This is a genomic window from Streptomyces sp. NPDC006476 (genome assembly GCF_040612015.1).
Taxonomy (GTDB): Bacteria; Actinomycetota; Actinomycetes; order Streptomycetales; family Streptomycetaceae; genus Streptomyces; species Streptomyces griseorubiginosus_B.
Genome location: NZ_JBEXPK010000014.1, coordinates 67,350 through 79,595, shown reverse-complemented (window position 1 = coordinate 79,595; position 12,246 = coordinate 67,350). Strand labels below are relative to the sequence as shown.

The 12,246-nt window shown below is 71.6% G+C and carries 12 protein-coding genes and 1 pseudogene; 7 read left to right on the top strand and 6 right to left on the bottom strand.

All coding sequences use genetic code 11. The annotated features are described in order from the left end of the window. Positions 1 to 17 precede the first annotated feature (17 nt). The 3 genes from ABZZ74_RS17805 to ABZZ74_RS17795 all read right to left on the bottom strand — a co-directional run bounded on the left by ABZZ74_RS17805 (position 18) and on the right by ABZZ74_RS17795 (position 4,506). Positions 18 to 1,850: an alkaline phosphatase family protein gene (locus ABZZ74_RS17805; protein WP_356765841.1), complete on the bottom strand. Its 1,833-nt coding sequence runs from the start codon at positions 1,848 to 1,850 to the stop codon at positions 18 to 20. A 221-nt stretch (positions 1,851 to 2,071) separates the two neighbouring features. Next, complete coding sequence (gene efeB, locus ABZZ74_RS17800) at positions 2,072 to 3,310, bottom strand: iron uptake transporter deferrochelatase/peroxidase subunit (RefSeq protein WP_356765839.1); 1,239 nt, start codon at positions 3,308 to 3,310, stop codon at positions 2,072 to 2,074. Continuing rightward, a complete protein-coding gene (locus ABZZ74_RS17795) occupies positions 3,307 to 4,506 on the bottom strand; it encodes an EfeM/EfeO family lipoprotein (protein WP_356765837.1) in 1,200 nt (399 codons plus the stop codon). The genes efeB and ABZZ74_RS17795 overlap by 4 nt, the downstream gene beginning before the upstream one ends. Positions 4,507 to 5,112: 606 nt before the next feature. On the opposite strand from ABZZ74_RS17795, the gene ABZZ74_RS17790 reads away from it, so the two are divergent. From ABZZ74_RS17790 to ABZZ74_RS17775, 4 genes are all read left to right on the top strand, one after another. Next, positions 5,113 to 5,976: a dioxygenase gene (locus ABZZ74_RS17790; RefSeq protein WP_356765835.1), complete on the top strand. Its 864-nt coding sequence runs from the start codon at positions 5,113 to 5,115 to the stop codon at positions 5,974 to 5,976. Beyond that, positions 5,973 to 7,028, top strand: coding sequence for a maleylacetate reductase (locus tag ABZZ74_RS17785; RefSeq protein ID WP_356765833.1), 1,056 nt, complete (start codon positions 5,973 to 5,975; stop codon positions 7,026 to 7,028). Before ABZZ74_RS17790 ends, ABZZ74_RS17785 begins: the two co-directional genes overlap by 4 nt. Before the next feature lie 63 nt (positions 7,029 to 7,091). After that, positions 7,092 to 7,571, top strand: a complete 480-nt coding sequence (locus ABZZ74_RS17780; RefSeq protein ID WP_356765831.1) for an RNA polymerase sigma factor — start codon at positions 7,092 to 7,094, stop codon at positions 7,569 to 7,571. A gap of 20 nt (positions 7,572 to 7,591) precedes the next feature. Further along, positions 7,592 to 8,152 (top strand): MarR family transcriptional regulator, encoded by a 561-nt coding sequence (locus ABZZ74_RS17775; RefSeq protein WP_356765829.1) that lies wholly within the window; start codon positions 7,592 to 7,594, stop codon positions 8,150 to 8,152. Positions 8,153 to 8,271: 119 nt separating this feature from the next. On the opposite strand, the gene ABZZ74_RS17770 is transcribed toward ABZZ74_RS17775, so the two are convergent. Further along, positions 8,272 to 8,478, bottom strand: a complete 207-nt coding sequence (locus ABZZ74_RS17770) for an SDR family oxidoreductase (protein ID WP_356765827.1) — start codon at positions 8,476 to 8,478, stop codon at positions 8,272 to 8,274. Between the two features lie 38 nt (positions 8,479 to 8,516). Here ABZZ74_RS17770 and ABZZ74_RS17765 point away from each other — a divergent pair. Continuing rightward, positions 8,517 to 8,873, top strand: a pseudogene (locus tag ABZZ74_RS17765) (pirin-like C-terminal cupin domain-containing protein); the annotation flags it as partial. Between the two features lie 46 nt (positions 8,874 to 8,919). Here ABZZ74_RS17765 and ABZZ74_RS17760 read toward each other — a convergent pair. Beyond that, positions 8,920 to 9,312, bottom strand: a complete 393-nt coding sequence (locus ABZZ74_RS17760; protein WP_356765825.1) for a VOC family protein — start codon at positions 9,310 to 9,312, stop codon at positions 8,920 to 8,922. A 96-nt stretch (positions 9,313 to 9,408) separates the two neighbouring features. On the opposite strand from ABZZ74_RS17760, the gene ABZZ74_RS17755 reads away from it, so the two are divergent. Both ABZZ74_RS17755 and ABZZ74_RS17750 read left to right on the top strand, forming a co-directional pair. Continuing rightward, positions 9,409 to 10,092 carry a TetR/AcrR family transcriptional regulator C-terminal domain-containing protein gene (locus ABZZ74_RS17755; RefSeq protein WP_356765823.1) on the top strand — a complete coding sequence of 228 codons (684 nt, stop codon included), beginning with the start codon at positions 9,409 to 9,411 and terminating at the stop codon, positions 10,090 to 10,092. 10 nt (positions 10,093 to 10,102) lie between these two features. Next, complete coding sequence (locus ABZZ74_RS17750; protein WP_356765821.1) at positions 10,103 to 11,155, top strand: low specificity L-threonine aldolase; 1,053 nt, start codon at positions 10,103 to 10,105, stop codon at positions 11,153 to 11,155. Positions 11,156 to 11,168: 13 nt separating this feature from the next. On the opposite strand, the gene ABZZ74_RS17745 is transcribed toward ABZZ74_RS17750, so the two are convergent. Then, positions 11,169 to 12,146, bottom strand: a complete 978-nt coding sequence (locus ABZZ74_RS17745; RefSeq protein ID WP_356765819.1) for a zinc-binding dehydrogenase — start codon at positions 12,144 to 12,146, stop codon at positions 11,169 to 11,171. Positions 12,147 to 12,246 lie beyond the last annotated feature (100 nt).

The following is a 12,246-nucleotide window of genomic DNA, read 5'->3' as shown; positions in this document are numbered from 1 at the left end:
TGGTCATGCGGTTGGCATCAGGCGGCGCCGTGCTGCCTGCGGCGCATCGTCAGGTACGTGCCCGTGGCGCCCGCGGCCAGCAGCGCGCCCACGCCCAGGCCCACCGCCAGGGTGGGGTACTGCGAGGCCTCGGTGCTCGCGGCGGTGTTCTGCATCGCCGGGCCCGGGGTGATGTGCGTGGAGACCGGGGCGATGTGCCGGATCGGACCGACCGACTTCACCGAGCCGTTCGCGTTCAGCAGCACCTGTTTGTCGTTGGGGTGCCGGAAGTCGAACATGCCGGACAGCGAACCGGCCGTGGCGTCGAAGGAGTGGTCCCCGATACGGCCGGTGTGCCAGTTGTCCTCCACGAAACGGATGATGGAGGACTGGTCGGTCAGCGTGTGGTCGACCTTGTTGACCTTGCTGTAGGGCGAGATGACCAGCAGCGGCTGACGGGTACCGGGGCCGCAGCGGTCCGCGTAGCCGCCGGACGCCTTCGGACCGGCCTGGCAGGCGGGGCTGTCCGTGGCCTTGTTGTTGGAACCGAGCGAGGTGTCCGTGGAGCCGTTGCGCGGGGCGACGTAGGCGTGGTCGTACCAGCCGTCGGAGTCGTCGTACGCGATGACGACGGCCGTCGACTTCCACTGCGGCGAGCTCTGGAGCGCGTTGATCTGGCTGACGAGGAAGTGCTGCTCGTCGATCGGGTCGGAGTAGCCGGCGTGGCCGTCCTGGTACTCGCCGGCCTTGACGAAGCTGACCGCCGGGAGCTTGCCCGCCTTGACCGCGGCGGTGAAGTCGGTCAGGTCGTAGTTGTGGTTGGCCTGGCCGTTGTGCCCGATCTCGTCGACGCTCCTGGGCGGCAGGTGGTGCGGGTTGGACGTCGACTTGTAGTACTGGAACGGCGAGTGGTGCGGGCTGTAGTCGACCGAGGAGGCGCCGCCGATGTTCGCGTGCGCGGTGTCGCACTTGGCGTAGTCGCCCGACTTGCCGTCCCAGGCCGTGGACGGCCGGAAGCCGCCCTGGAACCAGCCCCACGTCACCTTCTTGGCGTTGAGCAGGTCACCGATGTTCTTGCCCTGCATCGCGGCCAGCGCGCTGGCGCTGGTGCGGTCCTTGTCGGAGCAGTCGTCGAAGGCCGGGTCGGGGTCGTTGATGACCGTGCCGACACCCTTGGCGTCCGGCGACTTGACCGCGTACGAGTCGGGGGTCGAGGTCTGCTTGCCGGTCGTGGGGTCGACGGAGACGACACCGTGCGTCTGCCCCGAGACCAGGTTCAGCGCGCCGGGCGTGGAGGGACCGTAGACCGAACTGAAGGAGCGGTCGCTGAGGGAGTACTGCTGGGCGTAGTTCCACAGCGCGGTGACGGTGTTGCCGTCGTAGTAGTCCATCACCAGGCCCGGCTCGCCGAACAGGCCGCCGCTGCACTTGTCGACCTCGGTGTTCTGCACGTACTGGTCGGCCTTGCCGCCGTCCGCCGCGTACTGCTCCGGCCCGTAGGAGTGGTTCTGGTCGCAGGTCAGGGCCTGCGCGGGGGTGAGCCGCTTCGGCAGGTACTGGTTGGGGTTCTTCGTCAGCAGACCCGCGTGCGCCAGCGTGTCGATGTTCTTCGGCGTCTTCTTGGACGCCGTGAACTTCGTGCCGTCGGTGTTGGCGGCCTTCGGGTAGGTGGCGAAGTAGTGGTCGAAGGAGATGTTCTCGTCGAACAGCACGACGACGTGCTTGATCGGCGTCGCGGTCGAGGAGTGGCCCGGGTGGCCCGCGGGTACGGCCGCCCAGGTGGGGGCGCTGCTGCCGAGGACGGTGAGCGCGGCGGCCCCCACCATTGCCCCAAGGCTCCTCGTCGCCGTTCGTCTTCCAGTGCTGGCCATGCTGGTTCACCCTCCGGGCATGAAGGTCGGTGCGTCTTACCGGCACGGATGCTCCGCCGTGCGCGGGGCACTTCGGCGGAGACATGATGGCGCGAGGGTGAACACCGGGTCAGGGATGCTGGGACAAACCTTGACTGTGTATTGACCGATCGGGCTAAGAAGTTGTCCATACAAGGCCAGGTGATACACAGTCAGGTGATACACGGTCAGGTGATACGCGGTCAGGTCAGCAGGGCGCGCCCGTACCAGTCCCCGCTGTCGCGCACGCCGGGCAGGGCGAAGAAGTAGCCGCCGCCGAAGGGGCTGATGTAATCGGTCAGCGGCTCTCCGGACAGCCGGTGCTGCACGGTCTCGAACTGCCGGGCCAGGTCCTGCTGGTAGCAGCAGAACAGCAGCCCCATGTCGAGGTTGCCGTTGCCGTCCATGCCCCGGTCGTAGTTGTAGGCGCGGCGCAGGACGCGCTGGTCGGCGGTGGCCGTCGTACGGGGGTTGGCGAGCCGGATGTGGGAGTCCAGCGGAATGACGTCGCCCTTGGGGTCGTCGGTGTACCTCGGCGTGTCGTGCTCCGCGTCGCCGTCCAGGGGCGCGCCGGACTCACGGGAGCGGCCGAACATGCGCTCCTGCTCGTTCAGCGAGACCCGGTCCCAGAACTCCACCAGCATCCGGATCAGCCGGACGACCTGGTAGCTGCCGCCGACGGCCCAGTCCGGCTCGCCCAGCGAGCGGCCCACCCACACCAGCCGGTCCATCTCGCGCGCACTGGTGTGGTCCGGGTTGGCGGTGCCGTCCTTGAAGCCCATCAGGTTGCGCGGGGTGCCGGAGGGCCTCGGCGGGCTGGAGAAGCCGTCCAGGCGCCAGCGGACCTGCATCCCGCCGCGGGTGTGCCGGGCGATGTCCCGCAGGGCGTGCAGCACGGTGTCGGTGTCGTCGGCGTGCAGTTGCAGGCTGAGGTCGCCGTGGCACCAGTCCGCCCTGAGGTCGTCGTCCGGGAAGGACGGCATGGCTGTCAGACGGCGGGGCCTGAGCTCGGCCAGCCCGAACCGGTCGTCGAAGAGCGACGCGCCGACGCCCACGGTCACCGCCAGTGCCCCGGACGGCAGTTGCTCGCCGAGGACGCCGGAGTCGGCGGGCGGGGCGGTGATGCCGACCGGGTCGGGGGTGCCGCCCGCGGTCAGGAAGCGGGCGCGCTCGGTGACCGTCCTGAGCAGGTCGGTCAGTTCGGCGCGGTTCTCGGCGGTCACGTCGAGGGAGGCGAACACCGTGCACCTGCGGGGCTTGGCGATCACGGAGGCCTGGTGGACGCCGTGGAACGGCGCGATCGGGGGAGTGGCCGCGTCGGAGGCGGTCGTCGCCGCGCCGGGGGCGGCCGCGCCACCCGCGGCCAGCCCCGCTCCCGCCAGGGCCGCGCCGCGCAGGAACCGGCGCCGGCCGACTCCGCCCGGCTGCTCGTGCGTGCTCACACCGTCCTCCGCGGGTCGAACAGGGTCGCCACCGACGCCAGCCGCTCCACCAGATCACCGAACACCGCGTCGACGTCCTCGCGCTGCGTACGGCTCAGTCGGTCCAGCGGCGTCCAGGTGCCACCGTGCCGGAAACCGTCCAGGGTCTGCCCGGCCCGGTCCAGCTCCTTGTCCAGGCCGGGCAGATCGGCGTACCGGGTGGTGAGCAGCGGCCGCAGCCGGGAGAGCACCTCGCGCGTGCCGTCGAGGTTGGCGCGGGCGGTGGCGAGGTTGCTGCCGCTGCCGAAGTCGGTCCGGCCGGTCAGCTCGAACTGCACGGTGTTCTCCAGAATCTCGTGCGCCCGCAGCCCGAGCTGGGCGGGGTCCATCCGGGTCTGCGCCCAGTCGTCGCGCAACGCGGTGACGGCCTTCACCAGGGCGCCGGCCGGGCCGCGGAGTTCCTGCGCCGACTGCCCGTGCCACAACCCGTACTCGATCCGGTGGAACCCGGTGAAGTCCTTGTCGCGCGCCCCGGCGGCCAGCCCCGCGTCGGTGCCGTTGATCTGCCCGTCGGCGTCCCCGAAGGCGTCGTAGGCGGCGCCCAGCCGCTCGTACTCCAGATGCGCCGGCAGCCAGTCGGTGCGCGCCCCGGCGAGATCGCCGCGGTCGATGTCGTCGCGCAGGGTGGTGGTCAGCCGTACGACGTCGGAGAGTCCGGTGCCGACCCACTTCTGGTAGGCGATCGCGGGCAAGATCAGGTCGTGCTCGCTGACCGGGGCGGCGGCCGGTCCCGGACGGCCGCCGCTGATCCGGACGGTGGGTCCGGTGACGGCGTCGGCGTCGTCGGGCACGCACTTGAAGGCGTAGGAGCCCTTGCCGACACGGACGGTCAGGGTGCGGGTCGTGCCGGGGCCGATGTCCTCGACCTCGCCGTACACGGCCTGGCTCCTCGGGTCCTCCAGGAAGACCTCGGCGGCGCCGTCGGTGGTGTTGTGCAGGTCGAAGACCTGGACGCCGGGGACCGGGTCGTCCCAGCCGCGGCCGCAGCGGCTCGGCGAGACCTCGACGGTGGTGTGTGGCAGCCCGTCGGAGGCGGTCCGGGCGTGGGCTCCGCCCCCGGAGCGGGCCAGCGAGAGGCCGACCAGCGCGAGCACCAGCAGCAGACCGAGCGCCCCGCCCAGCCGGAGCGGGGTCAGCCTGAGGCCGGAGAACGGCATCCGGACCTCCGGAGTCGTACGTACGTGATCACCACATCCTAGGAACCGGAATCGGCACGAACAGGAGTCCACAACAAGCCATGACCAAGAGTTCCCCCTGGGTTCACCCGGGCTCCTGCGAGGCGTTCAGCGGTCACCGGGGATGTCGAGAAGGTAGCGGACGACGGCCCTCTGGAGCCGCCCACAGATCGGACCACGGCAGCGGACGGTCGGACCAGCCGGAAGGCGGGAGCCGGCGCGCCCGCACTGTGCCATGCCGTTCACCCGGCTGGTCGACTGTGGCAGGGACGACGCGGACGCCCCTCGGCCGCTCGCCGGGACCGCCGGCTGGACACGGTGGCAGGATGCGGCCGTGGCCATCGCGGACGAGCAACTGGAGCGCGTCGAGATCCCTCACCGCGGGACGCTCACCGGCTGGCTGTATCCGCCGCCGCGGCACCCCGGGCGACGGTCGTCCTCCGGCGTGCCCGCTCGCGGAGAGGCCGGGTCAGGCCGCTTCCCGGGGAACACACGCTCTACGGCCACGCAGGCGAACGCTACGCGTACGCTGCAGACTGGTTTATGGATCAACTACTGGGCCGCGATCTTCGAACAGCTGGGAACGCCATGGACTTCACCGTCGAGACCGCCACCGACGCGGTCGTGGAAAGCTTCCGCACCACCAAGGACCAGCGGCTGCGGGAGCTGCTGGGGAGCCTGACCCGCCACCTCCACGACTTCGTGCGGGAGGTCGAGCCCACGATCGAGGAGTGGGAGCAGGCGATCGACTTCCTCACCGCCGTCGGCCAGAAGTGCGACGACACCCGGCAGGAGTTCGTCCTGCTCTCCGACGTCCTCGGCGTCTCCATGCTGGTGGAGACCATCAACGGGACCGAGGACGGCACCGAGAGCACGGTCCTGGGTCCCTTCCACATGACCGAGTCCCCGAGCCGCGAACTCGGCGATTCCATCGACCTGTTGGGCACCGGCCGGGCATGCGTGGTCTCCGGCCGGGTGCTCACCGCCGACGGGACCCCGTTGCCGGGCGCCGAGCTCGACGTATGGCAGTGCAACGAGCAGGGCTTCTACGACGTCCAGCAGCCCGACGTCCAGCCGCCGGGCAACGGACGCGGACTGTTCCGCGCGGACGACGAGGGCCGCTACTGGTTCCGCACCGTCGTCCCCTCCCACTACCCGATCCCCACCGACGGCCCCGTCGGCCGCCTCCTCGACGCCACCGGCCGCCACCCCTACCGCCCCGCCCACATCCACTTCATCGTGAAGGCGGCGGGCCATCTCCCGGTGACCACGCACGTGTTCGTCGCCGACAGCCCCTACATCGACTCCGACGCCGTCTTCGCCGTGAAGAGCGGCCTGATCACCGAGTTCGCCGAGTCCCGCGACGAGGATGACGCCGAACGCCTCGGCGTGGCCGTGCCGTTCGCGCACGCCCGCTTCGACATCGTGCTGGCGCCGGAGGGCTCCCGATGACCTTCACCTACGAGGCCCTGCCCATGCGGGTCGTCTTCGGTTCCGGCAGTCTGCGCCAACTGCCTCAGGAGGCGCAGCGGTTGGGGCTGCGCCGGCTGCTGGTGCTGTCCACGCCCGGTCAGCGCGCCCTCGCCGAGCAGGCGGCCACCCTCCTCGGCGACGCGTGCGCCGGGACCTTCACCGAGGCCCGGATGCACGTCCCGGTCGAGGTCGCCGAGGCCGCCCGCGCGGCGGCCCGGGACACCGGTGCCGACGGCTGTCTGGCCATCGGCGGCGGATCGACCGTCGGCCTGGGCAAGGCGATCGCCCTGGACTCCGGGCTGCCCGTGATCTGCGTGCCCACCACGTACGCCGGCTCGGAGATGACCCCCGTGTGGGGGCTGACCGAGCACGGCCGCAAGCGCACCGGCCGCGACCGTGCCGTCCTGCCCCGCAGCGTGGTCTACGACCCCGACCTCACCGTCGGCCTCCCCGTCGAGGTGTCGGTCACCAGCGGCTTCAACGCCGTCGCGCACGCCGTGGAGGCCCTCTACGCCCCCGACGCCTCGCCGATCGTCTCCGCCATGGCCGAGGAGGCGGTCCGCTCCCTGGGCACGGCCCTGCCCGCGATCGCCGCCGACCCGCTGGACACCGACGCCCGCGCCGACGCCCTGCGCGGTGCCTGGCTGTGCGGCGCGTGCCTGGGCGCCACCACCATGTCCCTGCACCACAAGCTCTGCCACATCCTCGGCGGCACCTTCGACCTGCCCCACGCCGCCACCCACACCGTCCTGCTCCCGTACGTCGCCGCCTTCAACCTCCCGGCGGCAACGGAAGCAGACCAGTCCCTGCGCCGGGCGCTGGCCACCGACGACGTACCCGACCACCTCGCCCGCACGTCCGCCGCGCTGGGAGCACCGCGCTCCCTGTCCCAACTCGGCCTCACCGAGGCGGACCTGGACGAGGTCGTCACCCAGGCCCGGGCCCAGCCCTACGCCAACCCCCGCCCGGTCACCGAACCGGAGCTCCGCAGCCTGCTCACGGACGCCCTCAACGGGAGCCTCGCGCCCTGACGGCCCACGCATGATGTGATCGTCGCCACAGAGACGACCCGGGCCGGGCGGACAGAGCTGGTTGTGGAACTTTCCCTACGTGAGCGGATACGCGCGGGCGATCCCGAGGCGTTCGCCGAGCTGTTCACCGCGCACGCCCGGGCCGTCTACGGCCATGCCGCCCGGCTGACCGGGGACCGGGGCACCGCGGAGGACGTGGTGTCCCTGACCTTCCTGGAGGCCTGGCGGCTGCGCGAGCGACTCAGACCCGAGGCCGCCGGCCTCGACCGGGACACCGCCACGCCCGCGGACGAGAGCCTGCGGTCCTGGCTGTACGGCATCGCCACCAACGTCCTGCGCAACATCCGCCGAGCCGCCCGCCGACACAGCGCCGCGCTCGCCCGGTTACCGGACCGGGACCCCCTGCCCGACTTCGCCGACGACCTCGTCGGCCGCATGGAGGACGCCGCACGCCTCACCGCCGCCCGCACCGCGCTGAGCAGGCTCCGTACCGGCGAGCGCGAGGTGTCTCCCCTTGGCTCCGGACCGGATGTTCCAATTTGAACGAACGGTAAGGTGGTGGCATGGGTCATACACGATGGCTGAACGAGGAGGAGAAGCGCGCCTGGAGTGCCTTCACCAACGCCCACGCGCTGCTGTACCGGCGGATCGAGCAGCGGCTGAAGCGCGACTTCGGTCTCTCCGGGCTGCAGTACGAGATCCTCGCCCGGCTCAGTGGCGCGCCGAACCGGGAGCTGCGGATGGCCGAGCTGGCGGGGGCCCTGGTCAACTCCAAGAGCGGGCTGACCTATCAGATCGGGCAGATGGAGAAGTCCGGATGGGTGCGCCGGCGGTCCTGTCCGAGTGACGAACGCGCGGTCTACGCCGTACTCGACGACGCGGGCATGGCCCTGCTGGAGCGGGCGGCTCCCGGTCATGTGGAGCTGGTGCGGGAGTTGCTCTTCGACGCCCTCAGCCCCGAGCAGGTGCGGGCGCTGGCCGACGGGCTCGGCGAGGCGAGCCGCCGTATGACCGGGGCGGCGGACGAGGCGGACCCGGTCACGGTCGACTGCGCGGCTTCCGCCGATGGCGGGGTGGCCCCGGCCGATCATCCGCTCAGCGGACCGACCTCACCTAGACCTTGATGATCAGGCCGCCCGCCAGGGCGGGGACGGCGCCGATCCGACGATGTCACGGGTGGGGCTGCTGCGGGGCGGGAGCATGAGGGCCCTCCACGGAGCGGTCGGCGGGTACGGCGTCGGGGTCAGGCCGTCTCACCGGCGTCGGCGAGGAGTGTGCTGCCCGTCATGAAGGCCGCCAGGTCGCTCGCGCAGAACAGCACCACGCGCGCGATGTCGTCCGGCACGCCGAGCCGGCCCAGTGGGCCCGGCTGCATCACCGTCATGATCGTTTCGGAGTCCAGCGGGACCCCCGCAGCGGCGGCCGCCGCCATGTTCCCCTCGGTCGGCATGAACGTCGGCGCGACGCCGAGTACACGGATGCCGAATGGCGGTCGAGCACGGACTCCTCGTGGACGCAGGGGACGTCCGCCTGTTGGACACCGTGCTGCACCCCGCCGATCTCGGTTACGTCCCCTGCGGTACCGACACCTCGACGCTGGTCAACGAATCGGACGAGCCCGCACGCACGATCCTGCTCGGCGGCCCGCCCTTCGAGGAGGAGATCGTCATGTGGTGGAACTTCATCGGGCGCAGCCACGAGGACATCGCCCGGGCCCGCGAGGACTGGGAGGCCTCCTCCGACCGCTTCGGCACCCTCGAGGACTTCCCTGGAGGCCGCCTCCCCGCCCCCGCCCTGCCCAACGCCGTCATCACCCCACGCCGCAACCCTCCTCCGCACCACTGAGCCGTCGTTGACACGTCATCGGCCCGGCCGTCATGCCGGTCGGGGCTCAGGCGTCGTGGCCGTCGGCCGTGAAGAGGCAGAAGGGGTGGCCGGCCGGGTCGTACAGGACGCGTACCTCGTGCTGGGGCTGGAAGTCCGCCATGGTGGCTCCGAGCGCCAGGGCGTGCTCGACGGCTGACGCGAGGTCCGTCACCTCGATGTCCAGGTGCATCATCATCTGCTGGTCGGAGCGGGTGGAGGGCCACTGGGGGCGAGTGAAGAGGGGCTCGGTCTGGAACGACAGCCCCTGGCCGCCGTCGGGCGGCGCGATCTCCAGCCAGTCCGGCTCCTCCTTCCGGACCGGCCAGCCGAGCAGGCCCTGGTAGAAGTGCGCGAGCGCGCGGGCGTTCGGTGCGTCAAGGGTGGTCGCGGCCAGCGAGAAACGAGGTTGGGGCTTCATGCGGTACGGCTGCCCCGCTCGCCGCCCACCAGACGCCCCAGCGACTGACCGCTGCCGCACTCCATGAGCGATACGTCGTACCGTACACTGACCCGTATGCCCCGCCACTCCGCCGCTCTCGACCGTGCAACCCCCGAGCGCATCGCCGAAGCCGCCCTCGGGCTCCTCGACGAAGGCGGGCCCGAGGCGCTGACCTTCCGGGCGTTGGCCGTGCGGCTGGAGATCTCGCTCGCCTCCCTCCAGCGGCGCTGCACGGACCTGGCGGGACTGCTCGACCTGTGCGTCGACCAGGTGGCCGCCAGGCTGCCCGATGTCGAGCCCGGTACCGAGTGGGCCGCCGCCACCGAAGCCCGGTTCACCGCGCTGTACGAGCTGTTGGCGGCCCATCCCGGCCTGCTCGCCCTGCGCGGGACGCGCCCGTGGCTCGGCCCGAATCTGCTGGCGCGGCTGGTCGAGCCGCAGCTCGCCGACAGTCTCGCCGCCGGCATGACCCCGCAGGAGGCGATCGCCGCGTACCGGCGGATGTATCTGCTCACCCTCGGCAGCGCCGGCTTCGTCGACCACCGCGACCCCGGACCCGCCCGGGCGGCCACCCGCACCGCCCTGGCCGCCCTCGACCCGGACCGGTTCCCCGCGCTGACCGCCAACCTCGCCGCGATCGTGCCCGCCGTGACCGATCACGAGGTCTACTTCGGCGCCCTGCGCCAGCTCATCGAGGCCGCGGACCCGGGCGAGCGCGACCCGCGGTCAGCGAACACCCCCGCACCTGACGGACCGTAAGGACACCATCATGAGCTCCGCTCCTCCCGCAGCCCGTGTCTTCAGCAGCGACAACACCGCCGGCGCCTCCCCGGAAGTACTCGAGGCCGTCAGCCGGGCCGCCGCGGGCCAGGCCCTGCCCTACGGCGCCGACGACATCACGGCCACGGTCCGGCGCCGGCTGTGCGAGGTGTTCGAGCGGGACGTCGACCTCCTGCTGGTCTCCACCGGCTCCGCCGCCAACGCCCTGAGCCTCGCCGCGCTCACCCCGCCCTGGGGCAGCGTGCTGTGCCACCGGGACAGCCACATCAACAACGACGAGTGCGGGGCGCCCGAGTTCTACACCGCGGGCGCGAAGCTCGTGCCGCTCGGTGGATCCGACGCCAGGATCGATCCCGAGGAACTGCGCGCCGCCGTACGGCACAAGGCCGGGGACGTGCACAGTGTGGAGCCCTCCGTGGTGAGCGTCACCCAGGCCACCGAGACCGGTGCCGTCTACAGCCTGGACGAGATACGCACCCTGGGGTCGATCACCAAGGACGCCGGGCTGCGTCTGCACATGGACGGTGCCCGCTTCGCCGGTGCCGTCGCCGCCCTCGGCTGTGCGCCCGCCGACGTGACCTGGCGTGCCGGGGTCGACCTGCTGTCCTTCGGGGCCACCAAGAACGGCACCATGACCGCCGACGCGATCGTCGTCTTCGACCGCTCACTCACCGCCGAACTGTCCTTCCGCGCCAAGCGCGCCGGTCAGCTCGCCGCCAAGATGCGCTTCCACGCCGCCCAGTTGGACGCCTATCTCACCGACGACCTGTGGCTGCGCAACGCGGCGCACGCCAACGCCATGGCGGCCCGTCTCCAGGAGGGCCTGAAGGCCGTGCCCGACGTCGGACTGCTCGGTGCCGCCGACGCCAACATCCTCTTCTGCCGTCTGCCCCGGCAGGTCATCGACGGACTCCTGGCCGACGGCTACGCCTTCTACCACGACCGCTGGGAGCCGGGCGTCGTCCGCCTCGTCACGTCCTTCGCCACCACCCCGGAGGACGTCGACCACCTCATCGGGGCCGTCCGCCGCCACGCCGCCTGACCGCAGGCGCTGCTCAGTCGGTGGCGCGCAGCAGCAGCTTGCCCGTGGAGGTGCGCCCGCCCATCAGACGGTGTGCCTCGGCCGCGTCCGACAGATCGAACTCCGCGGTGACGGGAAGGCTCACCGTGCCGTCGGTGACCTTGCGGAAGGCTCGCTCGGTCAGGGAGCGCAGCTCCTCGGGCGCGGACCGGGCCAGCGCGAGGATGGAGAATCCGGCGACGGAGCTGCCGTACGGGTACAGCTCCGGCTGGCCCACCCGCCAGGGCTCGGCTCCGCTCGCGTTGCCGAAGGAGACCAGGCGTCCGAAGACGGCCAGCGCTTCGAGGCCGCGGCGCAGGGTGTCGCCACCGACGGGGTCGAGGACCAGGTCGACGCCCCTGCCGCCGGTGGCGCGACGCACGTCCTCGGAGAAGGTGTCGGCGGTGAACACCTCGTCGTAGCCGTGCTTGAGCGCGTGCTCGGCCTTGCCCAGGGAGGAGACCACGCCGTAGACCGCGCCGGCGCCGGCCGCCCGGGCCAGCTGTCCGGCCGCCGTGCCGATGCCGCCGGCCGCGCCGTGCACCAGCACGCTCTCCCCGGCGCGCAGCCGGCCCACCTCGTGGAGCAGGGCGTGCGCCGTCGGCAGCACCGTGGGCAGCGTGGCCGCCGTCCGCAGGTCCAGGCCCTCGGGGAGCGGGAAGACGGTGGCCGGCTCGGCGAGGACGACCTCCGCGTACGCCCCGCCCTCGACGAGCGCCACGACCTCCTGGCCGGGACGCAGACCCTCGACGCCTTCGCCCACGGCCCGGACCCGGCCGGAGACCTCCAGACCGGGGCGGAAGGGCAGCGACGGCACCCGGTAGCCCTCGGCGCGTGCCTTGAGGTCCGCGAAGTTCACGCCGACATAGGCCGTGTCGATGGTCACCTGTCCGGCCTGCGGTTCGGGGATGTCTGCCGCTACGACCTTCAGCACCTCGGGGCCGCCGTACTCCTGGAACTCGACTGCGCGCATGGGTCGTCCCCGCCTCTCGGTCGTCTTCATCGGCCAGTGTTCAATGGAAAGCGAACACTGGGACTGTAAGATATCCATCGAACACTCGGCAAGCGGCGTG

What these genes read in the sequence shown, in the direction of transcription:
- ABZZ74_RS17745 (WP_356765819.1), bottom strand. Translation starts at nt 12,146, where the DNA reads ATGCGCGCAGTCGAGTTCCAGGAGTACGGCGGCCCCGAGGTGCTGAAG.
- ABZZ74_RS17805 (WP_356765841.1), bottom strand. Translation starts at nt 1,850, where the DNA reads ATGGCCAGCACTGGAAGACGAACGGCGACGAGGAGCCTTGGGGCAATG.
- ABZZ74_RS17785 (WP_356765833.1), top strand. Translation starts at nt 5,973, where the DNA reads ATGACCTTCACCTACGAGGCCCTGCCCATGCGGGTCGTCTTCGGTTCC.
- ABZZ74_RS17770 (WP_356765827.1), bottom strand. Translation starts at nt 8,478, where the DNA reads ATGCCGACCGAGGGGAACATGGCGGCGGCCGCCGCTGCGGGGGTCCCG.
- ABZZ74_RS17790 (WP_356765835.1), top strand. Translation starts at nt 5,113, where the DNA reads ATGGACTTCACCGTCGAGACCGCCACCGACGCGGTCGTGGAAAGCTTC.
- ABZZ74_RS17750 (WP_356765821.1), top strand. Translation starts at nt 10,103, where the DNA reads ATGAGCTCCGCTCCTCCCGCAGCCCGTGTCTTCAGCAGCGACAACACC.
- ABZZ74_RS17775 (WP_356765829.1), top strand. Translation starts at nt 7,592, where the DNA reads ATGGGTCATACACGATGGCTGAACGAGGAGGAGAAGCGCGCCTGGAGT.
- ABZZ74_RS17760 (WP_356765825.1), bottom strand. Translation starts at nt 9,312, where the DNA reads ATGAAGCCCCAACCTCGTTTCTCGCTGGCCGCGACCACCCTTGACGCA.
- ABZZ74_RS17795 (WP_356765837.1), bottom strand. Translation starts at nt 4,506, where the DNA reads ATGCCGTTCTCCGGCCTCAGGCTGACCCCGCTCCGGCTGGGCGGGGCG.
- ABZZ74_RS17755 (WP_356765823.1), top strand. Translation starts at nt 9,409, where the DNA reads ATGCCCCGCCACTCCGCCGCTCTCGACCGTGCAACCCCCGAGCGCATC.